The following is a 21,348-nucleotide window of genomic DNA, read 5'->3' on the forward strand; positions in this document are numbered from 1 at the left end:
CTTCGACAACGACGGCGAGGACCTCTGGCGGTTCGCCGGGTGGAACTGGAGCCAGGACTTCTGGTGCGAAGGCGATGGAACGCCCGTCGCTTTCATCGACCTGGACACAGTAACCGCCCCCGATCCCTCTGCCGACGCCCTGCGGGCAGAGAACGAGGCGCTGAAGGCCGAGCGGGACCGCTACAAGCCGGAACCGCATCCTCACGAAGACATGTGGTCCGTCGTCTATCGTCCAGGTCCGCCGACCGTCGAGGACTACGACGAGGCGATCACCGCCCTGCGCAACGCGCAGACCGCGCTGACGTACGGCGACAGCATGGGGTGCCGCGTCTGCGAGGACAGCGGACACAGCGCGGCCTACTGCCACCACAACCCCCTGCTCCTCGCGCGGAAGTGGGCGGCAGCATCCCGGTTCTGGCAGTGCTGGCACTGCGGCTTCGTCGCCAGGAACGACGAGGAGGGCCGGGCGCACTTCGGCCAGCATGACGGCGAAGGCCCCGCCTGTCTGGACGCCCTACGGGCAGAGAACGAGCGGCTGAAGCACATCGCCAACGAATGGGCGGACACGGCGACCAGCGGCCTCCAATGGCTGCGCAACATCCGCGATGGGATTTCGACCGTCGAGGACGCCTTGTCGAACATGGATGCGTGCCTGGAGCACTGCCAGGAGACCGCCCGCCAGTCCCTCGGAGGCCGCGATGGGTAAGCTGACGAAGGCTGCGGAAATGGCAGCGCGTGAGGAAGCCCTGAAGTGGTTCCTCAAGATCATCGACGCTGCGGGCGGTGCAGTCGTGGCTCACGACGGCCTAGGCGACGCAACCAGGGCCTTCAGCGGCGATTTCGAGCCGACCGATACGTGGAACTGGGCGGAACAACGCGGACTGACCGAGACCGGCTTCGACAGCCTGTCGGAAACATCCAGCGCCAAGATCACCCCCGCCGGCCGCGCGGCCCTGGAAGGTGGTGATCTGTGATCCTCAATGTCTATGTCGATGATCGCACCCTCGCGATCTTAGAGCACTACGCCCGCGAGAACGGCCGCAAGATCGAAGACCTCGCCGAAGCTGCCCTCGCAGCTCTTCGCGACCTCACGGCGTCCGCCCGCGCCGCACTGGAAGGTGTCGCCCCATGACGCCCGAGGCCGCCATCGCCGCCCGCCGGCTCGCCCTGGCGACGGCCCTGCACGACGTGCCGGAGATCCGCGCGGCGCTGTCCTACGCCCAGATCCTGAACGCCGTGGACGTGGCCATGAAGGCCGCCGCCATCCCCGAGCTGGTGGGGGCCGTGGTGGCGGCCGCCGCCGTGACCGCCGCCGTCCAGGCCGACGTGGTCACGCCGCCGTCCAGCGTCACCGACGCCCTGGCCGGCTACGATCTGGCGCTCGACCCGGCGTTGCAGACCTGGGGCTATTTCCTGCCGATTTGACAACGTCAGATAGTGCGACACTCAACCCACAATCCTGAGTCCTTATGCCGCATGGTCAAGGTGTCGCACCGGCGGATCGAGTCGCGGGCGACGGCGGGACAGTTCCGCCGCTGCTTTCCGGGGAGGAAAACCACCATGCAGACCACCACGCGTCCAGAGGCCCCATCCGGCCTCGTCCAGGCCCTCGGCCAGCTTGAAGGCCTGGGGGGCCTCCTGGCCTGCGCCTGCCCCGACAGGTGGGACAGCCTGGCCCGGCCCCAGGCCGCCCAGCTCGCCGCGCTCACCCACGCGATCCACGCCGAGCTGCGGGCCGAACTGGCCGACCACTTCGACCTGCCGTCGCCGCACTGAGCGGAGACGGCGCATCTTGACCGCGAGCCGGGGCGCGGCCCACCTTCCCCGGCGACCCTTACTGGAAGGAGGGTTGATCATGGCCAATCAGAGATCGGGCGTCCCCGCCGGCTGGCACTGGCGCGACGGCCGCCCCCGCTGGATACCCTCGCCCACCCTGCGCAAGGCCGGGTTCAAGGGCCGCGACCTCAAGGACGGCAAGGGACCGAACGGGGGCCAATGGCTGACCCGCGGGGCCTCGATCGACGCCGCCGAGGCCCTCAATCGCGAAGTCGCCGAGATCCGCGCCGGCCGTGCGGCCGCGGCGGCGCCCAAGGCCGACCGCCGCAGCCTGGGCGCCCTGCTGGACGCCTACCTGGGCGATCCCAAGCGGGGGATCGAACCCAGCCGAGAATTCGCGGCGATCAGGAACCAGATCGACCGCCGGTCCAAGCTCTCGCGCCTCGTGGACGTGCTGGCCGGCTACGTCGTCCAGCCCCCGCCGATCCCGGCCGCGCACAAGGCCCGCGACCTCGATCCCGGCCGGCTGGCGACGATCAAGGCCGACCGCGCCGCCTACGACGCCGCCCGCGCCACAGTGCGCGGGTTCTCCATCGACGTGCTGGAACCCCCCGCGTTCGAGGACACGCCCGATCTCAGCCAGGCCCAGGGGCCGCTCTACGACGCCTATTGGAAGCTGCGCGAGCAGATCGGGACCAACATGGCCCACGGCGTCCTCTCCGACGTCTCCGCCTGGCTGGAATGGTGCGTCAAGCGCCGGGCGATCCGCCAGAACTGGGCCAAGCTGGTAGACCGCGACACCCCGCCGGGCCGCATCCGCGTCGGCACGTGGGACGAACTGCGCGCCCTGATCGACGCCGCCGAGGCCCTGGGCCTGCACAGCATCGCCGACAGCATCGTGCTGGGCGTGGACCTGTCGTGGTCCCAGGTGGACCGCCTCTCCCTCACCTGGCCCCAGGTCGGGGCCGACTACCGGGTCAAGGCCGCCCGCCGGAAGACGGGGCGGAAGGGCGACACCCCGCTGCTGGCCGGCCTCGGCCGCCCGCGCATCGACGCCATCCGCGCCCGCCAGCGCCGGCTCTACGGCGACAACGTCACGCCGACCCACGTCCTGATCTGCGAGCTGACCGGCAAGGCCTGGACCGGCGACCACTACCGCCACAAGTTCGCCGAGGTCCGCGCCCTGGCCGCCAAAGCCGTTCCCAGCGTCGCCACGCTGCGCGACCAGGACCTGCGCGACACCGCCATCACCGTCGGCAAGGCCGCCGGCCTCACCGACGAGGAGGTGGCCAGCCGCAGCCTGCACAGCCTCAAACGCATCCGCGACATTCTCGACAAGCACTACGTCGAGATCGGCCAGGACGTCGCCGACGCCGGCGCCGGCAAGCTCGACACCTATCTGGCCGGCCTGGGGGTGGCGCTGTAGGTGGACGAGGATCGCGGCGCCACGCGCCTCATCCCCCTAACGCGCGGCCTTCACACCACGGTCGATGCGGACGACTACGAGCGGCTCGCACGCCATCGCTGGCACGCGGTGCCCCGCTCCAACGGCCACGGGTTCTACGCGGCGCGCAGCGCGGGGAGCGGTGGGCGCATCTGGATGCACCGGGAGATCGCAGCGCCGCCGTCGGCCAGGATCAAGGTCGATCACCGAAACGGCGACGGTCTCGACAACCGCCGGGCGAACCTGCGGGCGGCGACAAGCCAGCAGAACAACTGGAACCGCCGCCTGCCGGGCCAGCAGGGCTATCGGGGCGTCCGCAAGACCCCGCGCGGCTGGGCGGCCCGCATCCACGACGCCAACGGCCGCGTGCTGATGCTGGGGATGTTCGCTTCCGCCGGCCTCGCCGCGAAGGCTTACGACGCGGCGGCGCGCGCCATGCGGGGCGAGTTCGCTGTTCTGAACTTCCCCGCCGTTCGCGACGAGATCGCCCTGCAGGATCGCCTCTCGTTCCACGAAGCGGCGGCCGAGTTGGCCGAGGAACCCGCGCGCTTCCGGAAGACATACGTGGCATGGGCGGAAGACCAGGGCTTTCCCCGGCCCTTTCACCTTCCCGGAGGCGGCCTTTGCTGGAGCCGCACACAGGTCCACGAATGGAAGCTGGCCCAGGAACAGTTGATGCTGGCGCGGCTCACGTCCGCGCGACTGCGCGGCCGTGCGACTTGACCCCTATTATCCGCCCGTTTCTGCCCGGTTCGGCCCAGATCGCCGATCCGCGCTTCTCACTAGTCGATTGTTTTTACTATTATTTCCCAAGGGCCGCCGGAACCGCGCTCTTATCCCAAAGCAGATGCGCTACCAGGCTGCGCTACGCCCCGAGGACGCCGGCGGACGTGCGATATAGCCCTTTAGGCTTTTCCGCAAACGAACGCCGCGCGACAAGTCCGGCCTGACGGAGCCCGGCCGCCGAACCTGCGTGACTATCCGCGGCGGTCCATCAGCTTGAACACCCCAGACGCCCGCACCACGTCCACCCCGCGGGCGCGCAGCACGCCTTCGGCGAACGCCACGTCCTTGGTGGCCCGGGTCATGCGCGATTCGCCGATCACCCAGTCGCCCTGGCGCGCCATGTGCAGGAAGTCGATGGAGAGGTGGATCGTCACCCCCACCTTGCCCGTGCCGAACCCCACGGCGGCCGCCAGCAGGCCGTCGCTGAACGCCGACAGCATCCCGCCGTGGACCAGGCCGATGCCGTTGGTGTGCCGCGGCAACGCGTAGAACGCCTGCGACACCAGTCCCTCGGCGACCGGCTTGTGGAAATAGGGTCCGTTGTGGGTGGAGAACTGGCCGCGCCCCGAGGAGCGGGCGAAGCCGGGCGGCGGCTCGGGGATCAGGTCGGGGATCGGGTCGTCTTCACTCATCTCGAAGGGATCATCTCGCAGGAACACGGGGCGCGGTCAGGCGCACTTCATACAGCCGTGGCCACAGCTTGCCGGTCACGAAGATGCGGTCGCCCCGGCTGTCGTAGGCGATTCCGTTGGCCACGGCGTCGGGATCGGGCCGGCGCGCGGCGTCCGGCAGCGACGACAGGTCGATCCACCCCTTCACGGCGCCGGTCTTGGGGTCGACGCGCGCGATGAAGTTCGTCCCCCAGACGTTCCCCCACACCTCGCCCTTCACCCACTCGATCTCGTTGAAGTTGGTCAGCGGGCGGCCCTCGACGGTCATCCGCACGCGGCGGACCTCCTTGAACGTCCTGGGATCGAAGAAGCGCAGCACCGGCGTGCCGTCGCTCATGATCAGGTGGCGGCCGTCCTGCGTCAGCCCCCACCCCTCGCCGGCGTAGCTGAACGATGCCCGCAGGGCGAAGGTCTTGAGGTCCCAGCGGAACCCCACCCGGTCCTGCCAGGTGACGCTGATCAGTTCATCGCCCCAGTTGACCAGCCCCTCCCCGAACATCGACGGCGCGATGGCCTTGGACTGCAACACGACCCCATCGCTCAGCCGCACGCGCCTCAGCGTCGAGCGCCCGACCAGCCCGGTGCTCTCGTAGAGATGGCCGTCCAGGTAGAGCAGGCCCTGGGTGAAGGCCTTCGGATCGTGCGGATAGACCGCCTTCACCTCCACCCCCTGCACGGGCAGCGCCGCGGCGGCGGCGCAGGCCCACGCGAGCGAGAGTCCCAGAACGAGCGAGAGTCCCAGGATCAGGGATCGGAGCGCGGCGAAGGCCGCGAGTCGGGCGGTGCAGAGACGACGGATCACACGGCCTCCGGACGGGACGGCCCTTCCTTTGGAACGGCGTCCCGCGCGAGGCAAGGCCCCGCCAGGCCCCGAAGGCCGATGCGCCTCGACCTTGGGTCCGGTCTCGCTAGGAGACCTCTCCCGCCTCGATGTCGGCGACGACAAGGCCCTTCGGCCCTTCGGCGAAACGCACCAGGACGCCGTCGCCCGGCTGAAGGTCTTCCAGTCCGGCCCGCCGCAGCGTCTCGATATGGACGAAGATGTCACCGGGCTCCCGGTCGCGCACCACGAAGCCATAGCCCTTGGCGCGATTGAACCACTTCACCGTGGCGCCCTCCAGCGGTCCCGTGGCGCTGACCGGGCGTCGCGCGGGCCGCGCCGCGTCCGGCCGCCGCGCGGGATCGGCCGCCCGGCGCTCGCTGGGCGTGGCCGAACTCTCGTCGACCAGCACCACCTCGGCCACCTGCCAGCCCTTGGGCCGACGGACGACGTCGCAGGTGATCAGCGAGCCTTCCAGGCAGCTCTCCCGTCCCGACGTCCTCAGGCTGGTGACGTGCAGCAGCACGTCCTTCAGCTCCGTGATCGCAGGGTCGTCCGGAACGATGAACCCGTAGCCCTTCCCCGCGTCGAACCACTTCACCCGGCCGGAGATCCGCACGGGCGGCGGTCCCTCGGCATGCTCGAATTCGTAACCCATGCGCCCCTCGGCCCGTTGTCCCCCGACACACCGGATCAGGCCCGACTATAACACTGTTCTCGTAACCCGCGGCGCGTCAATGGGATTCACGGCGCCGCTTGCGAGCGCCTTGCCCACCGTGTCGGCGAAGCCGCACCGGCGGGTCTCCACACAGCCGCGAACAGGCGCAACAGACGTAATACGAAAACGCTATCTCGACACCGCCGTGGTCATGAAGGACGACCGCCAGGACTACGGCGAGGATCGGTTCAACGCCTGCGGGCTGATCGACGGCGACCTGTTCGCCCCGACCTTCGCGGTTCGGGGCCAGAATGTCCGGGCGATCAGCCTGCGCAGAGCGCGCGAGAAAGAGGTTCGACAGTAGTTGAGAGGACCATAGCCCTTCAGCCGCTGTCTCGGCCGACCGTGGCGAATTTCCGCCATGCCATTCACCATCCAGTGGCTCATGGCTTCACCCGAGCGATGGGCAGGCGACGGGAGCCGCAGAGATGGAGGTTCACAGCGAGATCGAGCGAGCGATCAGGCTTGCGATACGAGCCGTCGATTTCAGGACGGCAGAGGTCAACTAGCCCGCTGCGGTCGAGAACACCAAGAGGGCGTCTGCTGCGATCGCGGAGCAGCCCCCCTCTTCTCCATGTCTCGAAGGAAAGGCGTGGCCAGTGACTTACGCGTCATGACGGATCTCGACTTGCGGGACAGCCCGCAGGACGGGTTCCTCGCGGTGGCAGGCCAGCACGGCCCGCTCGCTCTCCCAGACGGTGACGAAGTGCGCGCGCGGATGCTCCTGAAGAAGCTCGTTCGCCTTTCGGAAGACCTCACTATCCTGCGAGCATTCGTTCGCTTCGAACGTGTACGGCTGCGCAGAGTCATCACAGAGATAGAATGTGTATAGGGGCATAGCAGGTCTCCCGTGGTTTCGATGAGCGGGAGCGCTGAATTTCTAGCTGTCTCTCAGGCGCTGGCGCGCGTGGGGTCGTTGCCAGCGATTACTCATCCTACACCCATTGGGGTTGGCGTCGGTCGGACATCCGACTCTAGCGTGTAGAGAAGGCGTGCGCGGGAGTAGCCGGCCACGAGACTTAAAACTCTGTCTGAAGTGACCCTCTACACAGCGGCGGCAGATCAACAGCGACTCGCGGCCGAAGCGGTGCGAAAGCCCGAAGCACGAGCAACACGGCCAACCTCGCCGCTCCGATTGAACGGGAGGCGCGGAGATGCAGCAATACCGGATTGAGGAAGCCCGCGCCTGGCAGTCCCTAGGGGAGTCGAACCCCTCTCTCCAGGTTGAAAACCTGGCGTCCTAACCGATAGACGAAGGGACCGCTTGGCGCGAGGCCGGGTCTATAGACGCCTTCGTTTGGGGGTGCAAGCGGCGGATCGCACATCACGTTCGGCGCGGATCGGCCACGTCCTCGATCTCCAGTTCGACGCCTTCCCGCCCCTGCCAGTCGTCGGGTTTGAGCCGTCCGGCCACATGGATCGCGCCGCCTTCCTGCATCAGGCGACGGCCCGCCTCGGTGTCTCCGGCCCGCCATGCCACGGCCTTCAGCCGGCCGCCCGAACCGTCCGTCAGCGTGCATCTCACGTGCCCGCCGCGCAGCGCCATCGGCCGCTCCACCCGCACGTCGGCGGCGGCGAACATGGGCTCGGGGTTGCCCGGCCCGAACGGCGCCAGCCGCTGGAAGTCGCGCCAGATCGCCCGGTCGGCTCCGCGCGCGGTCACCAGGGCGTCGATGTCCAGGCCGTCTTCGGCCGCCGCCGCGCACGTCTCGTCCGCCAGGGCCGCGCAGAGGAATTCGCGCAGCTCGGGGATCGCCTCGGGGCGCACCGACAGGCCCGCCGCCATCGCGTGGCCCCCGCCGGCCAGCAGCAGGCCCGATTCATAGGCCGCCTGGACCGCCCGGCCCAGGTTCACCCCCGGTTGCGACCGGCCCGAGCCCTTGCCCACATTGGCCGCCCGGTCCACGCCGATGACGACGGTGGGCTTGCGATAGCGTTCGCGCAGACGCCCGGCCACGATGCCGATCACGCCCGGATGCCAGCCGTCGTCGGCCACGATCAGACAGGGGGCGTCGCCGAAATTGCTCTCGCGCTCGATCTGGCGGACCGCCGCCTCCTGGACCTCGGCCTCCACCTGCTTGCGCGAAGCGTTCAGCGCGTCCAGTTCGGCCGCCAGCGTCGCCGCCTCGGCCGGGTCGTCGGTGGAGAGCAGCCGCGCGCCCAGGTCCGACCGTCCGATCCGACCGCCGGCGTTGATCCGCGGGCCCAGCATGAACCCCACGTGGAACACTGAAGCCGCGCCGAGGTCGGCCGTCGAACCTCCCTTGGCCACGGTCATCAGCGCCCTGAGGCCGGGGTTCGCCCATCCCGACATGACCTTCAGTCCCTGCGCCGCCAGCGCCCGGTTGAAGCCCGTGAGCTGCGTCACGTCGCAGACCGCGCCCATGGCCGCCAGGTCGAGCCAGCCCCGGATGTCGGGCTCGCCGCTCGAGGTCAGGCCGCGCCGCCGCGCTTCGCGGTTCAGCGCCGCCAGCAGCACGAACGCCACGCCCGCCGCCGCCAGATGCCCCTGCCCCGAGCCGCAGTCGGGCCGGTTCGGGTTCACTAGCGCCGCCACCGGCGGAACCTCGCCCGGCCGCATCAGGTGGTGGTCGATCACCACCACCGGCAGGCCGATCTCGCCGGCGCAGGCCAGGGCGTCGTGCGCCGCCGCGCCGCAGTCCACGGTGACCACAAGGTCGGCGCCCTCGGCCTTCAGCCGCCGGAAGGCGGCTGGCGACGGGCCATAGCCCTCGGCGATACGGTCCGGCACATAGATGGAGAGGTCCAGGCCCATCGCCCGGAACCAGCGGACGATGAGCGCCGCCGACGAGGCGCCGTCCACGTCGTAGTCGGCGAACACCACGATGCGCCGCCGCGCCTCCAGCGCATCCACCAGGATCCCCGCCGCGCGGTCCATGTCGGCGAACGAGGACGGGTCGGGGAACAGCGCCTTCAGCGTGGGGTTCAGGAAGTCGGCGGCGGCTGCGTCGTCCACGCCCCGCGCCGCCAGCGCCCGCGCCAGCGGCTCGGAAAGGCCGTGCGCCTGCTGATGGCGCCGCGCCAGGTCCGGGCACGCCGTACGCTGACGCCACAGGCGTCCCGAGAGCGAGCGCGTGACGCCGAGATAGCCCCCGGTGGGTTCGATCCTCGCGCCGCCGTCCGCCATCCGCCTGCCTGTTTGTACGCCCGCCTGCGCCACTATCGGCCCGCGCCGGCCGAGTCGCCAGCGTGACTCTCGCGCGGGCCGACGTCAGAATCGGACGTAGCCCCCCTTTCGAGCTTCGACGGCGGACAGCGCCGGCGGTCGGGGGCGTCCCGCCGACCTGCCGGATCGGGCTTCAACTTCACCCTTGCCTTGGCCGGGCAAGTCACGACGAATGCAGGTCGGGGTTCGGGCGCAAGGGGGCGGGCCCGCCCTCGCGATCTCCGTCTCGCACCGGCTCCGGGGGGTTCCGATGTCACGCGCAACGGCCACGGCCGGTCTCCCGCCGCTGGTGGAAAGCTCGCGCCTCCGATTGCTGACGGTGCTCCTGTTCTACATCGCCCAGGGCATCCCACTGGGGCTCTTCTACGTCGCGATCCCGGCCTATATGGCCAGCAGCGGCGCCACGCCTCTGCAGATCGCCTCGGTGGTCGGGATGACCTCCCTGCCCTGGACGCTGAAGCTGGTGAACGGCTTCATCATCGACCGCTACACCTACCTGGCGATGGGGCGCCGGCGCGCCTGGATCATCGGCGCGCAGGCGACGATCGTTCTGGGCTGCCTCTGCGGCGCCGTGCTCCAGCCCGGCGGCCAGGATGTCCTCCTGCTGTCGGTCCTGGCGTTCGGCGTCAACATGGCGACCACCTTCCAGGACGTGTCGATCGATAGCCTGGCGGTCGACATCATGACCGAGGACGAGCAGGGCAAGGCGGGGGGCGTGATGTTCGGCGCCCAGGCCCTGGGCATGTCGGCGTCCGGGGCCACCTGCGGCTTCCTGATCCAGACGATGGGCGTGGGGGCCGGGTTCGCCGCCTGCGCCTTCGGGCTGGCGCTGGTTCTGGGCTACGGGATCATGCTCCGCGAGCGCGCGGGCGAGAAGCGCCTGCCCTGGTCGCCCGGCATGGCCCATCCGCACAACGTGGCGGTCCAGGTCGACGCATGGCTCCCGCTCCTGAAGGGAAGCTTCCGCGCGATCCTGGCGCCGATCAGCCTCCTGTTCGTGCCGTTCCTGCTCCTGCGGGCGATCCCGATCGGTGGGACCGAGGTCTATTATCCCGTACTCACGCAGACGTTCGCCGGATGGTCGATGACCCAGTTCACCAGCGTCCAGTCCTCGGCGATCCTGGGATCCGCCATCTACGCCCTGACGCTCGGCGGCTGGATCGTGGGCCGGTTCGGCGGCAAGCGGGTGCTGACGATCGTCCTACCCATGATCGCCGCGTTCATGCTGGCCGTGGGCCTTTCGAAGTCGCTCTGGAGCAATGGCGGGTTGATGGCCGCGGTGATCTGGTCGCAGGAGTTCATCGGCATCACCTATGCGATCTGCGTGATCCCGCTGGCGATGCGCCTCTGCTCCCCGGGAGTCGCGGCGACGCAGTTCACCATCTACATGGCGGTGGCGAACTTCGGCCGGCCTCTCGGCGCCTCGCTCTCGGGCGCCACAACGGGCGGCGCGACCCCGGAGATGTTCTTCTTCATCGTCGCCGCCATCTTCGCCGTAGGCGCCGCGGGGATCTGGCTGTTCCGGCCGAAGTCCGGGGCCGTCGGCGCAACTCCCGACGTCACCCCCGCGCTCGGGACCGCGCCGGCCGAGCACTGAAGGGCCGCGACCTGCCCCGCCAGGCCTGAACCGCCGGTCGAGCCCTATCAGCCGCCAGGCTTGCCCCGGGTGACCACGAGACCGGTCTGGCGACTGGTCAGTTCGTACTCGAGGATGTTGGCGACGATGGCGCCACCCTGGGTCCCTGGCTGCACGTCGGCGATCTGCACCAGGATGTCCGCGCTCAGGGCCGAGACCGACCCGATCCGATCCGAGATCGCCTGGGCTTCGGCTGGCGGCACCTTCCAGATCTGTGCGGTCTGGCCGTTGCCGAACTTCAGCTGGACGGTTTCCCCGGCCGAGCGGAAGGACAGGGCCGAGCTGGGCGAGAACGCCCGCAGCAGGTACTCGCTGTAGGTGGGATCGAACCTGGCGTCGACGTTGCTGATGGAAAAGCGAAGCCGGCCCACGTTCCCGACCGACGCCTGCAACGCATCGAACTCCTTGCCGGCCGCCTCGCGCTTGGCCGCCTTCTCGTGGGGCGCTGCGATCCGAACCTGCATGCTCTGCTCGACCCAGTCGGACTTCGAGAGGTTTACCCCCGCGAGGTCGTGATAGAGGAACAGCATCTGTTCCTCGCTGGGGTTCACCAGTTCGCCCGTGCGCGATGAAAGGTCGGCCCTGACCGCCTGGCCGGACGGCGTCGCGCCACCGGCCGAAGGGACGGGCCCCGGGCTTCGTGCGTCCGCCGTCGGCGCAGCGCCGCCCGGCTTCGTCGAGTCTCCGCCGGCGGGTTGGCACCCCGCGAGCGCGAGGGCGGCAAGCGCTGCGAACGCCGTCTTCTCCATGAACCGGCTCACAGCTTGGGCGCTCCTGCATTGTCCCGGGCCTTGCCCAGTTCTTCGGCCCGGCGGGCGGCTTCCTTCTGATCCAGCGCCGCCTGAGTGGCTTCCAGCTTTGAATAGGCGAGGCTCTGGTGCGTGAGGCCCACGTTCAGCGACTCGGCGAGGGCGGGATTGGTGCGAAGGGGCTCGATCACCGCGGAGATTCCCAGCGCGCAATCGGGGCTCACCGAGAAGCCGCCCGGATAGGCGTTCACGCGGCAAGACGACACCAGAGGTGAGTCACGACCGGCGAGGCGTCCCTGAGAGTCGTACAGCCACACCGTGTACTTTCCGTCCTGGGTCGTCGGGGGGCCGTACTTCTCCGTCAGCGCCGCCACAAGGCTGTCGATCGGAGGATTCTTTTCGGGCTCGAACCGCTGGGTTCTCCAGACGCCGATGACGGTTTCCTCCCCTGGAAGACCGATGGCCGAGACGGTGAAGGCCTGTCCGGGGGCCGCGTCACGCGACCGGTTCAGCGAGCGATCCATCTGCCGCTGACGCATCTGCTCCAGGGCCTCTTCCCCGGAGAGTTCGGGCTCCTTGGGGGTCGTGTGGAAGCCCTGGCGCAGCTTGGCGCCGTAGGTGTTCAGGTCGAAGCCGCGTTCGGCGACCTTCACCTCCAGGGTCTTGTCCTCGCAGCGGACGATGTTGATGGCTTCGTCCAGCGTGAGGCCGGGCCGGATTCCGAGGACGTCGTCCACGGGCGCGCCCGCAGCGCGACCCGGCGTCTTGACCCTCGCGGGGCATCGAACCTTGTCCTCCGCCGCGACCTTCGAGGCCGAGCCCTTCGCGCTGTCGTCCCCCGCGGCGCCCGCCTTGTCCGTCTTATCGCCACACCCCGTCACCAGACCGGCGCAGAGGGCCAGGGCGGCCCAACTTGTCCATCGCATGAAAATCCCCTCCGAGACCTGGGCGCGCAGTCCCCTGGGGGCGCACGCGGTATGATGAAAAGTCGGTGTCAGGCCACGAACGCCCGGTGGAACGCGGCGAACATGGCGCGGTCGTAGCCCATGTCAGAGTAGAGCTTGCCGTTGTGCTCGAAGAACCACGTCGGTGTTCCCGTGAGCTGCGGCGGCGACTGGCGCTGCATAAGTGTGTTCACCGCCTGAGTGTATCGAATAAGCGCGTTCATCAGGTCGATGTCGGCGTCGTTGTCGAGGGGACGCGAATCCTCCCCTGCCCGACTGCGCATGTAGCTTTCGAACGTCTTCATGGATCGGTCCCGCATGACCTGAAGGGTCGAGCGAGAGCTGGCTCCCTTGGCCGGGAACAGGAGGTAGCGGAGCTCCACTCCAGGCAGGCCGTTGGGATAGTCTCTGAAGAAGAGCTGGCAGTAGCCGCACCTGGCGCTCATACGGGCGTAGAGCACGCGCCCCTGTCCTTGACTGACATAGGGCGCCCCCTCCAGCAGTCGTTGCAGGATCTGGCCGTCCGCAGGTGTCAGCGGTGTGGCGTCCGGAGATGGCGGGGGTGATGATCGCGGCTTGGCGGGCGTCGGTCGCGCGGGCTGCGCCTGCGCAGGAAAGGCCAGCATCGCGGCCGCCGTGGACACCCCTCGACGAGAGATCGGCATGACTGAAGGACCCTACGCAACCGAAAGCCCCGCGACGGCACGGTGCGCAGCACTGCGTGACCGCTCAGCCGAAACGCGGGTGACCTAAGGCCGAGCTTGCGCCCTCGCTTGTGTGTGTCAATCGCAATCTCGCGGCGCGGGAGCGCGTCGAGCTGCGCTCAACCGGCTGGAGGCCGGCGAGCCCCTGACGATCAGGCCGGCCGCTTCATCCGCACTTCCCGCACGGTGCGCGTCGCCGAGTTCATCACCAGCGAGTGGGTGTGGACGAAGCCGCCGCTCACGCCCACGCCGTCCAGCAGCGCACCCTTGGTCACGCCGGTGGCCGCGAAGATCGCGTCGGCGCGGACCATCTCGTGCAGGTCGTACTTCTTGTCGAGGTCGGTGATCCCCACCCGCGCCGCCCGCGCCCGTTCGTCGGCGTTGCGGAACACCAGCCGGCCCTGGAACTGGCCGCCCACGCACTTCAGCGCCGCGCAGGCCAGCACGCCCTCGGGCGCGCCGCCCGAGCCGACGTAGAGGTCGACGCCCGTCTCTGGGTCGGTCGTGTTGATCACGCCCGCCACGTCGCCGTCGGTGATCAGGTGGACGCGCGCGCCCACCGACCGGACCCCGGCGATGATCTCGGCGTGCCGCGGACGGTCCAGGATGCAGACCGTGATCTCGCCGGGATCGACGCCTTTGGCCTTGGCCAGCGCCTGGACGTTCTCGGCCGGGCTCTTGTCCAGGTCGATCACGCCGGCCGGATAGCCCGGCCCGCAGGCGATCTTGTCCATGTAGGTGTCGGGCGCGTTCAGCAGCGTGCCCTTGGGCGCCCAGGCCATCACCGCCAGCGCGTTCGCCATCGCCTTGGCGGTCAGCGTGGTGCCTTCCAGCGGGTCGAGCGCGATGTCGATCTTCGACTTGCCGCCCTTGCCCACCTTCTCGCCGATGTAGAGCATCGGCGCCTCGTCGCGCTCGCCCTCGCCGATGACGATCTCGCCGTCGATCTCGAGGTCGTTCAGCGCCGTGCGCATGGCGTCGACGGCGGCCTGGTCGGCGGCCTTCTCGTCGCCGCGGCCGGCCAGTTTCCACGCCGCGATGGCCGCGGCTTCGCAGACGCGGACCGCGTCCATGATCAGATTACGGTCCAGAACGTCGGAACTCATGTCGTCTCCAGCCCCCTGAAGGCCCAGTCTGAGGGCCTGTCGAAAGGCCCGATAGGTTGTTCGCGCGACCCGCCGCGCGGGCCGCCTTTTGACCTTAGATGCGAGCGATCCGCAACAGGCGCGGTCGATCCAGCACCGCTTCCAGCCCGGCGATGCGCTCCACCGCCGCCGTCAGCGCCGATTCGGTCACCGCGTGGGTGGTCAGCACGATCGGCACGCCCTGCGCGCCCTCGGTCGGCTTCTGCAGGAAGCTCTCGATCGAGACTCCCGCCCCGGCCAGGGTCTCGGAGACCGCCGCGATCACGCCGGGCTCGTCCTTCACCAGGAAGCGGAGATAGGCGCGTCCCGTCATCTTCGAGGGGTCCACGGCCTTGAACGGCTCCAGCGCGCCCGCGGGCGCCTGGAAGACGGGACGCTGCGGGGCGGTCATCACGTCGGCGATGTCGGCCGCGACGGCGGCGGCGGTCGGCCCCGCCCCGGCGCCCGGCCCCTGCACGAAGATGCGTCCGATCCGGCGGCCCTCGATGAACAGCGCGTTCAGCGCCCCGCCCGCCTGGGCCAGCGGATGGTCCAGCGGCGCCAGCGAGGGATGCACCCGCACCAGCACGCCGTCCTCCGACCGCTCGGCCGAGGCCACCAGCTTGATCCGATAGCCCAGGTCCCGGGCCATGCGGATGTCCAGCAGATCCACCTGCTCGATGCCCTCGATCTCGGCGGCCGCGAAGTTGGGCGCGCAGCCGAAGGCCAGGGCCGCCAGGATGGTGATCTTGTGGGCCGCGTCGAACCCGCCCACGTCCATCGTCGGGTCGGCCTCGGCGTAGCCCAGCCGCTGCGCCTCGCCCAGCACGTCGGCGAACGAGCGCCCGCCCGCCTCCATCTCGGTCAGGATGTAGTTGCAGGTGCCGTTCAGGATGCCGGCGATCGACTGGATGTCGTCCCCGACCAGGGCCTCGCGCACCATCTTCACCGCCGGCGTGCCGCCCATGACGGCGGCCTCGAACAGCAGCGGCGCGCCCTTCGCCTCGGCGAGGGCGGCCAACTCGGCCCCATGCTCGGCGATCAGCGCCTTGTTGGCGGTCACGACGGGCTTGCCCAGCGACAGCGCCGCCTCGACCGCGGCCTTCGCCGGGCCGTCCGACCCGCCGATCAGCTCGACGAACACGTCCACGTCCGGCGACCGGGCCAGCGCCACGGGATCGTCGAACCACGGCAGGTTCGAGATGTCGAACGGCCGCGGGCGGGTGCGCGAGCGCGCCGACACGCCCGTCACCACGGCCCGTCCGCCCGCCGGGGCGAAGCCGGGCCGCTCGGCCAGGAAGTTCAGCAGGCCCGCGCCCACCGTCCCCAGGCCGGCGACGCCGACGCGCCACGTCTTGCGATCCATGTCCGTCATCACAAAAGCCACGCCCCCTCCGTCTCGCCCCTTCGGGCCGATCCACCTCCCCCGCTTCGCAGGGGAGGAGCGATGATCCCGCTCCTCACCCGAAGGGAACACTTCGGGGGAGGTGGCTCGCACGGAACGCGCGAGACGGAGGGGGCGCAAGAAGGGCGCGCATGGGCGCTTGCCGTGTACATCTGGAAACGGCGCCTCATTGCGCCGCCATCGTGTTGTGGGCCCGGCCCAGGATTTCGTCCGAGTTGGCCAGGAATTTCTTCACGTTGCGCGCGGCCTGCCGGATGCGGTGCTCGTTCTCCACCAGGCCGATCCGCACATAGCCCTCCCCGTACTCGCCGAAGGCCACGCCGGGCGCCACGGCGACCCCCGCCTCCTCCACCAGCAGCTTGGAGAACAGCATTGAGCCGGCCTCCTCGTACTGCGGCGGCAGCTTGGCCCAGGCGAACATCGACGCCGGCGGCGCGGGAATGTCCCAGCCGGCCCGCTTCATCGACTCCACCAGGGTGTCGCGCCGCGCCTTGTAGATCCCGCGGATCTCCTCGATGCAGTCGGGCGGCCCGTTCAGCGCCGCCGCGGCCGCCACCTGGATCGGGGTGTAGGCGCCGTAGTCCAGATAGGACTTCACCCGCGCCAGCGCCGCGCACATCCGCTCGTTGCCCACCACCATGCCGACGCGCCAGCCGGCCATGGCGAAGGTCTTGCTGAGCGAGTTCACCTCGACGGCGATGTCCTTGGCGCCCTCCACCTGCAGCAGCGACGGCGGCGGGTTGTCGTCGAAGTAGATCTCGGAATAGGCGATGTCGGAGAGCACCAGCAGGTCGTGCTTGCGGGCCAGCGCCACCACGTCCTTGTAGAAGTCGAGGTCCACCCACTGCGCCGTCGGGTTCGACGGATAGCTCACGATCAGCACGCTGGGCGGCGGCGCCGAATGCTTCACCGCCCGGCTGATGCCCGACAGATACTCCTCGGGGCTGCCCGCCGGCACGTGGCGGATCACGCCGCCGGCCATGATGAAGCCGTAGGCGTGGATCGGATAGGCCGGGTTGGGGCAGATGATCACGTCGCCGGGCGCGGTCAGCGCCTGGGCCAGGTTGGCGAAGCCTTCCTTCGAGCCCAGGGTCGAGATCACCTCGCGGTCGGGGTCCAGCTTCACGCCGAACCGGCGCGCGTAGTAGCCGGCCATGGCCTTGCGCAGGCCTTGGATGCCCTTGGAGGCCGAGTAGCGTCCGGCCTTGGGGTCGCGGGCCGTCTCGACCAGCTTGTCGACGATATGCTTCGGCGTCGGCATGTCGGGATTGCCCATGCCGAAGTCGATGATGTCCACGCCCTGTCCGCGAAGCCGGGCCTTGATGCGGTTGACCTCCTCGAAGACGTAGGGAGGTAAACGGCGGATGCGATGGAATTCCGGTGTCATGTTGAGCTCTTGCGCCGCGGTTCGCCCATGCGGCCGATCTGCGAGCTGACGTCAGGCTTCGATAGACTCTCGGGCGGAGTCCGCAAAGCGGGTTCGGGGATTTTTTCGGCCTCTCGCGGCGCTCCGGGCCTCCTGGCGGCTCTAGCGCGGCGGAGGCGGCTTAGCTCGCTCGCGGACTTCCCGGGCGAAGGCTTCCGATTCGGCCGGATCCGGCGGATCGAACTGCGGGCCGGCGTCGTCGCGTGCCCGCTCGGCGAAGGTGTCGGTGCCGTCCAGCGTCCAGGTGCCCGGCGCGGTGGCCTGGGTCAGGGCTTCGCCGGCCGCCAGCACCGCGTGCGCGTCCTGCCCGTACTGCGCCACCGGACGCAGGTCCTTGGGCGGCTTGGGAATATCGGCGAAGGTGGGGAACCGCCCGCCCTGGCGGGTCATCCGGGCCACGTCGCCCGCCACCGCCGAGTTCGGGTCGATCTTGGCGTCGCCGAACGCCGTCCCGACGCAGCCGGACAGCATCAATCCGCCCGCGCCCGCCACGATATAGGCGGCGAGACAGGTGACGACCCTCGCGGCAGTCGGCAATAGTGGGCGCGACGCATTCATTTGCGCCAAGGTCTTATGCGATGATCGTTGACGGCGAAAGAGCGCGCGTTGTCGCTCTCACGCCCCGGGAGGACGAACGATGAGCGAGCAGGCCGCAGGCCCGCCCAAGGGCAAGGGCCGCAAGACGGGCTCCCCGGCGAAGGACGCCAAGGGAAGCGCTTCCAAGGGCGCGGGCAAGAAGAAGGCCCAGGTCCAGGCCGGCCAGGTCCAGGCCGCCCAGACCCAAGCGGCCGAGACCCAGGCGACCCAGACCGAGGCGGCCGAGACCAAGAGCTTCAGCCCGCCGCCCGGCGCCGCGCCCGATCCGGCTCCGAAGCCCGAGGGCGTCCCGCCGGCGAACGGGGGAATCGCCTTCGACGCCGTGGCGTTCACCGCCGAACAGCGCTCGCAGCTCGAACAGCTCTCGCTGAATCTCGCCCGGGCGGCGGTCACCGCCCAGGGCACGATCGCCGAGATGGCCCTGCGCCAGGCCGAGCGCCCGGCGGCGCTCTCGCCCGACCCGTTCCACGTGGCCCCCGCCCTCACCCAGGTCATGGGCCGTCTCGCCGCCCAGCCCGACCGGATGATGCGCGCGCAGGCCGACCTGTTCTCGCGCTACCTCGACCTGTGGCAGACGACGGCGCGCCGGGCGGCCGGCGAGCCCGTCGAGCCGGTGGTCAGTCCCGCCAAGGGCGACAAGCGCTTCACCGACCCCGACTGGTCCGACAATCCGGTCTTCGACGCGATCAAGCAGTCCTATCTGCTCACGGCGAACTTCCTGAACGGCCTCGTCTCCGACGTCGACGGCGTCGAGCCGCTCGAGAAGCGCCGCGTCGAGTTCTTCATGCGGATGCTCACCGACGCCTTCGCGCCGTCTAACTTCCTGGCCTCGAACCCGGCCGCCCTCAAGGAGGTGATGGCCACCGGCGGGGCCAGCCTGGTCAAGGGCATGGAGAACTTCCACGCCGACCTCCAGCGCGGCGGCGGCCAGCTCTCGATCGCCCAGACCGACTACGAGATGTTCAAGATCGGCGAGAACGTCGCCACGGCGCCCGGCAAGGTCGTCTTCCGCAACGAGATCATCGAGCTGCTCCAGTTCTCGCCCTCGACCGAAGAGGTCTCCGAGATCCCGCTGCTGATCTTCCCGCCGTGGATCAACAAGTTCTACATCATGGACCTGCGGCCCGAGAACTCGCTGATCCGCTGGCTGGCGTCCCAGGGGTTCACCGTCTTCGTCGCGTCCTGGGTCAATCCCGATGCGCGCCTCGCGACCAAGACGTTCGAGGACTACATGCGCCAGGGCATCTACGAGGGCGTGGCCGCCGCGCTCGAACAGGCCGGCGTCGATCGCGTGAACACCGTCGGCTACTGCATCGGCGGCACCCTGCTCTCGGCCACGCTCGCCCACATGGCGGCCAAGGGCGACACGTCCATCGGCTCGGCCACCTTCTTCGCCGCCCAGCAGGACTTCTCCGAGGCCGGCGACCTGCTCCTCTTCACCAACGAGGACTGGCTCAAGGATCTGGAGCAGATGATGGACGAGGGCGGCGGCGTCCTCTCCGGCCAGGCGATGGCCGACACCTTCAACGCGCTGCGCGGTAACGACCTGATCTGGTCGTTCTTCGTGAACAACTACCTGCTCGGCAAGGAGCCCAAGCCCTTCGACCTGCTGTTCTGGAATTCCGACCAGACCCGCATGCCCAAGACGCTGCACACCTTCTACCTGCGCCGGTTCTACGGCGAGAACGCCATGGCGAAGGGCGAGCTGACCCTGGACGGCGTCCGGATCGACCTGAGCCAGGTGAAGATCCCGATCTACGTCCAGTCCTCCAAGGAGGACCACATCGCGCCCGCCCGCTCGGTCTACAAGGGCGCGCGGCTGTTCGGTGGCCCAACCACCTTCACCATGGCCGGCTCGGGCCACATCGCCGGGGTCATCAACGCCCCGGTCGCGAAGAAGTACCAGCATTGGACCAACGACGCCCTGCCCGCCGCGCTCGACGAATGGCAGGCCGGCGCCGTCGAGCATCCGGGCTCCTGGTGGCCCCACTGGGCCGCCTGGCTCAGGGCGCGTTCCGGCGGGATGGTGCCGGCGCGCGATCCCGCCAAGGGTCCGCTGAAGCCCCTGGGCGACGCCCCCGGCGAATACGTGAAGGTCAAGAGCTGACCGTCGGGCGGCGAGGCCTCCCCCGCCCCGCCGCCCTCGCCGGATCGCGCGAAAGCGGAAATCGCGCCAAGCGTCATTGGATGCGATGCGTGTCAGGTCGAGATGGATTCCCACCAATGAGACGGCAAAAACCGGGACAATAGCCCGTGCTTAGGCTTCTGCTGCCGATGCAAATTCGCTGTGAAACGCTTCAGTGCGGTATTGTAGCTGAAGGCCACAGGCGCTGTGTGCTCGATGCCCCAGATATCCTCAAAGCGCATGGCCCCGCCGATGTAGAGGCCCATACTGCCTGCGCGGATGGCTTTCACTTCGGACCACGTCAGAGGAGTTTCAAGGTAAACGTCGGTTGTTTCGGTGGATTCACCTTCGGCAAGAATGTGCAGGTTCTTGATGGGCAGGTCGTCTGTCGAGCCGACGCGAGAACTGCCGATGAGCGACATGCTTACCTCACCGTAGATGAGCTTCGCGGGCGTCTTACCGAAGTTTTTGAACCGTACCTTGGCTAGCGGAGTTGCTGTAGAGGTGGACAAGACGCTATTGGGCTGACCGCTAGCCAACCGCTCTGCAACGCTACATGCCTGATCCACGACATCATCGTCGATAAGGGCGTAGACATAGGCCCGCTCAAGGACGGGGATTGCGTCAGTTGCGATCCTGGCCGACCTCGCAGCTTGGGCGGCGGCAATCGCGGCCCAAGCGGTGAAGACGACAGACGCAATCGTTGCGAGAGCTTGCACGAACGCGAGGTGGAAATTCCTCGGCGCCCACTGGTTCGCTGCCACGGCTTCAGCAACTTGTTTCTCAGCCGCATCAACAGCGCGTCGTTCGAGGTCCAAACTGTCCTTTAGGGCGCGATGAGCGACCTCTTCGCCCTTATTGTTTGCTTCGGTGGCATCCTGAGCCGATGGTGCCGCCCTCTGTCTATTTACGGTCTCGGTGTGTTCTCGCTGGGTGCATGGCTCGCCGACCGCCTGCCCTGACAACGCCAGCGCTAGGATCAGTCCTCCAAGCGCAGCGTGGTTGCACCCATTTCCGCCAGACATTGGATTGAGAAGCCCCGGTGAATGCGCCCCGGCTGAGTTTATTGCGCGGGTTGGGCTTCGTGTCTCGTACACCGATGTTCTCAATTTTCTCGATTAGCTCTGACACCCCAACCCTACGTCCGCTTCTGACGTAGCGGGGTGGTTGGATGTCCCTCATGTCCGAGGGACCCGACATCGATACGCTGGCTCTGGCCACGCTCGACCGGCTGGC

The 21,348-nt window shown here is 68.8% G+C and carries 22 protein-coding genes and 1 tRNA gene; 10 read left to right on the forward strand and 13 right to left on the reverse strand.

Going from position 1 to position 21,348, the window contains the following annotated elements; all coding sequences use genetic code 11:
• The 7 genes from ABS78_RS23610 to ABS78_RS23640 form a co-directional block, all read left to right on the forward strand.
• A partial coding sequence (locus tag ABS78_RS23610; protein ID WP_293385600.1) for a hypothetical protein occupies positions 1 to 706 on the forward strand: 706 nt, incomplete at its 5' end.
• Positions 699 to 974 carry a hypothetical protein gene (locus ABS78_RS23615; RefSeq protein WP_293385604.1) on the forward strand — a complete coding sequence of 92 codons (276 nt, stop codon included), beginning with the start codon at positions 699 to 701 and terminating at the stop codon, positions 972 to 974. The genes ABS78_RS23610 and ABS78_RS23615, both read left to right, overlap by 8 nt.
• Positions 971 to 1,132, forward strand: coding sequence for a hypothetical protein (locus tag ABS78_RS23620; protein ID WP_293385607.1), 162 nt, complete (start codon positions 971 to 973; stop codon positions 1,130 to 1,132). Before ABS78_RS23615 ends, ABS78_RS23620 begins: the two co-directional genes overlap by 4 nt.
• Complete coding sequence (locus ABS78_RS23625) at positions 1,129 to 1,425, forward strand: hypothetical protein (RefSeq protein ID WP_293385610.1); 297 nt, start codon at positions 1,129 to 1,131, stop codon at positions 1,423 to 1,425. The genes ABS78_RS23620 and ABS78_RS23625 overlap by 4 nt, the downstream gene beginning before the upstream one ends.
• 135 nt (positions 1,426 to 1,560) lie before the next feature.
• Entirely contained in the window at positions 1,561 to 1,776 is a 216-nt protein-coding gene (locus tag ABS78_RS23630; protein WP_293385613.1) for a hypothetical protein, read from the forward strand.
• A 79-nt stretch (positions 1,777 to 1,855) separates the two neighbouring features.
• Entirely contained in the window at positions 1,856 to 3,202 is a 1,347-nt protein-coding gene (locus ABS78_RS23635) for a hypothetical protein (protein WP_293385616.1), read from the forward strand.
• Complete coding sequence (locus ABS78_RS23640; protein ID WP_293385619.1) at positions 3,203 to 3,943, forward strand: HNH endonuclease; 741 nt, start codon at positions 3,203 to 3,205, stop codon at positions 3,941 to 3,943.
• Between the two features lie 254 nt (positions 3,944 to 4,197).
• On the opposite strand, the gene ABS78_RS23645 is transcribed toward ABS78_RS23640, so the two are convergent.
• From ABS78_RS23645 to ABS78_RS23655, 3 genes are all read right to left on the reverse strand, one after another.
• A complete protein-coding gene (locus ABS78_RS23645; protein ID WP_293385622.1) occupies positions 4,198 to 4,638 on the reverse strand; it encodes a PaaI family thioesterase in 441 nt (146 codons plus the stop codon).
• 10 nt (positions 4,639 to 4,648) lie between these two features.
• Positions 4,649 to 5,479, reverse strand: coding sequence for a glutaminyl-peptide cyclotransferase (locus ABS78_RS23650; protein ID WP_293385625.1), 831 nt, complete (start codon positions 5,477 to 5,479; stop codon positions 4,649 to 4,651).
• 106 nt (positions 5,480 to 5,585) lie between these two features.
• On the reverse strand, positions 5,586 to 6,155 hold the full coding sequence (locus tag ABS78_RS23655) for a cold-shock protein (protein WP_293385628.1): 570 nt from the start codon (positions 6,153 to 6,155) through the stop codon (positions 5,586 to 5,588).
• A gap of 79 nt (positions 6,156 to 6,234) precedes the next feature.
• On the opposite strand from ABS78_RS23655, the gene ABS78_RS23660 reads away from it, so the two are divergent.
• Positions 6,235 to 6,519 (forward strand): BrnT family toxin, encoded by a 285-nt coding sequence (locus tag ABS78_RS23660; RefSeq protein WP_293385631.1) that lies wholly within the window; start codon positions 6,235 to 6,237, stop codon positions 6,517 to 6,519.
• 883 nt (positions 6,520 to 7,402) lie between these two features.
• Here the strand turns inward: ABS78_RS23660 and ABS78_RS23665 are convergent.
• Both ABS78_RS23665 and recJ read right to left on the reverse strand, forming a co-directional pair.
• Positions 7,403 to 7,477 (reverse strand) — tRNA-Glu (locus ABS78_RS23665).
• Between the two features lie 62 nt (positions 7,478 to 7,539).
• Positions 7,540 to 9,363, reverse strand: coding sequence for a single-stranded-DNA-specific exonuclease RecJ (gene recJ, locus ABS78_RS23670; protein WP_293385634.1), 1,824 nt, complete (start codon positions 9,361 to 9,363; stop codon positions 7,540 to 7,542).
• A gap of 289 nt (positions 9,364 to 9,652) precedes the next feature.
• On the opposite strand from recJ, the gene ABS78_RS23675 reads away from it, so the two are divergent.
• On the forward strand, positions 9,653 to 10,999 hold the full coding sequence (locus ABS78_RS23675; RefSeq protein WP_293385637.1) for an MFS transporter: 1,347 nt from the start codon (positions 9,653 to 9,655) through the stop codon (positions 10,997 to 10,999).
• A 47-nt stretch (positions 11,000 to 11,046) separates the two neighbouring features.
• Here ABS78_RS23675 and ABS78_RS23680 read toward each other — a convergent pair whose 3' ends face one another.
• The 7 genes from ABS78_RS23680 to ABS78_RS23710 form a co-directional block, all read right to left on the reverse strand.
• Positions 11,047 to 11,799, reverse strand: coding sequence for a hypothetical protein (locus ABS78_RS23680; RefSeq protein WP_293385640.1), 753 nt, complete (start codon positions 11,797 to 11,799; stop codon positions 11,047 to 11,049).
• Complete coding sequence (locus ABS78_RS23685; protein ID WP_293385643.1) at positions 11,796 to 12,713, reverse strand: hypothetical protein; 918 nt, start codon at positions 12,711 to 12,713, stop codon at positions 11,796 to 11,798. The genes ABS78_RS23680 and ABS78_RS23685 overlap by 4 nt, the downstream gene beginning before the upstream one ends.
• A 68-nt stretch (positions 12,714 to 12,781) precedes the next feature.
• Complete coding sequence (locus ABS78_RS23690) at positions 12,782 to 13,396, reverse strand: hypothetical protein (RefSeq protein ID WP_293385645.1); 615 nt, start codon at positions 13,394 to 13,396, stop codon at positions 12,782 to 12,784.
• A 191-nt stretch (positions 13,397 to 13,587) separates the two neighbouring features.
• Entirely contained in the window at positions 13,588 to 14,541 is a 954-nt protein-coding gene (gene glpX / locus ABS78_RS23695) for a class II fructose-bisphosphatase (RefSeq protein WP_293385648.1), read from the reverse strand.
• Positions 14,542 to 14,635: 94 nt separating this feature from the next.
• Entirely contained in the window at positions 14,636 to 15,925 is a 1,290-nt protein-coding gene (locus ABS78_RS23700) for a homoserine dehydrogenase (protein WP_293385651.1), read from the reverse strand.
• Positions 15,926 to 16,130: 205 nt separating this feature from the next.
• Positions 16,131 to 17,351, reverse strand: a complete 1,221-nt coding sequence (locus tag ABS78_RS23705) for an LL-diaminopimelate aminotransferase (RefSeq protein WP_293385654.1) — start codon at positions 17,349 to 17,351, stop codon at positions 16,131 to 16,133.
• A gap of 141 nt (positions 17,352 to 17,492) precedes the next feature.
• Positions 17,493 to 17,927, reverse strand: coding sequence for a hypothetical protein (locus ABS78_RS23710; RefSeq protein WP_293385657.1), 435 nt, complete (start codon positions 17,925 to 17,927; stop codon positions 17,493 to 17,495).
• A gap of 100 nt (positions 17,928 to 18,027) precedes the next feature.
• Here ABS78_RS23710 and phaC point away from each other — a divergent pair, with 100 nt between their 5' ends.
• The gene (gene phaC, locus ABS78_RS23715) at positions 18,028 to 20,094 is read left to right on the forward strand and encodes a class I poly(R)-hydroxyalkanoic acid synthase (protein ID WP_293385660.1); all 2,067 of its coding nucleotides are present in this window, start codon (positions 18,028 to 18,030) and stop codon (positions 20,092 to 20,094) included.
• Between the two features lie 92 nt (positions 20,095 to 20,186).
• Here the strand turns inward: phaC and ABS78_RS23720 are convergent, their stop codons facing one another.
• Positions 20,187 to 20,930: a hypothetical protein gene (locus ABS78_RS23720; protein WP_293385663.1), complete on the reverse strand. Its 744-nt coding sequence runs from the start codon at positions 20,928 to 20,930 to the stop codon at positions 20,187 to 20,189.
• Between the last annotated feature and the right edge of the window lie 418 nt (positions 20,931 to 21,348).

This window comes from Phenylobacterium sp. SCN 70-31 (assembly GCF_001724605.1).
Classification (GTDB): domain Bacteria; phylum Pseudomonadota; class Alphaproteobacteria; order Caulobacterales; family Caulobacteraceae; genus Phenylobacterium.

What these genes read in the sequence shown, in the direction of transcription:
- ABS78_RS23655 (WP_293385628.1), bottom strand. Translation starts at nt 6,155, where the DNA reads ATGGGTTACGAATTCGAGCATGCCGAGGGACCGCCGCCCGTGCGGATC.
- phaC (WP_293385660.1), top strand. Translation starts at nt 18,028, where the DNA reads ATGAGCGAGCAGGCCGCAGGCCCGCCCAAGGGCAAGGGCCGCAAGACG.
- ABS78_RS23630 (WP_293385613.1), top strand. Translation starts at nt 1,561, where the DNA reads ATGCAGACCACCACGCGTCCAGAGGCCCCATCCGGCCTCGTCCAGGCC.
- glpX (WP_293385648.1), bottom strand. Translation starts at nt 14,541, where the DNA reads ATGAGTTCCGACGTTCTGGACCGTAATCTGATCATGGACGCGGTCCGC.
- ABS78_RS23675 (WP_293385637.1), top strand. Translation starts at nt 9,653, where the DNA reads ATGTCACGCGCAACGGCCACGGCCGGTCTCCCGCCGCTGGTGGAAAGC.
- ABS78_RS23635 (WP_293385616.1), top strand. Translation starts at nt 1,856, where the DNA reads ATGGCCAATCAGAGATCGGGCGTCCCCGCCGGCTGGCACTGGCGCGAC.
- recJ (WP_293385634.1), bottom strand. Translation starts at nt 9,363, where the DNA reads ATGGCGGACGGCGGCGCGAGGATCGAACCCACCGGGGGCTATCTCGGC.
- ABS78_RS23700 (WP_293385651.1), bottom strand. Translation starts at nt 15,925, where the DNA reads ATGGATCGCAAGACGTGGCGCGTCGGCGTCGCCGGCCTGGGGACGGTG.
- ABS78_RS23690 (WP_293385645.1), bottom strand. Translation starts at nt 13,396, where the DNA reads ATGCCGATCTCTCGTCGAGGGGTGTCCACGGCGGCCGCGATGCTGGCC.
- ABS78_RS23705 (WP_293385654.1), bottom strand. Translation starts at nt 17,351, where the DNA reads ATGACACCGGAATTCCATCGCATCCGCCGTTTACCTCCCTACGTCTTC.
- ABS78_RS23645 (WP_293385622.1), bottom strand. Translation starts at nt 4,638, where the DNA reads ATGAGTGAAGACGACCCGATCCCCGACCTGATCCCCGAGCCGCCGCCC.
- ABS78_RS23660 (WP_293385631.1), top strand. Translation starts at nt 6,235, where the DNA reads ATGGGATTCACGGCGCCGCTTGCGAGCGCCTTGCCCACCGTGTCGGCG.
- ABS78_RS23625 (WP_293385610.1), top strand. Translation starts at nt 1,129, where the DNA reads ATGACGCCCGAGGCCGCCATCGCCGCCCGCCGGCTCGCCCTGGCGACG.
- ABS78_RS23685 (WP_293385643.1), bottom strand. Translation starts at nt 12,713, where the DNA reads ATGCGATGGACAAGTTGGGCCGCCCTGGCCCTCTGCGCCGGTCTGGTG.
- ABS78_RS23615 (WP_293385604.1), top strand. Translation starts at nt 699, where the DNA reads ATGGGTAAGCTGACGAAGGCTGCGGAAATGGCAGCGCGTGAGGAAGCC.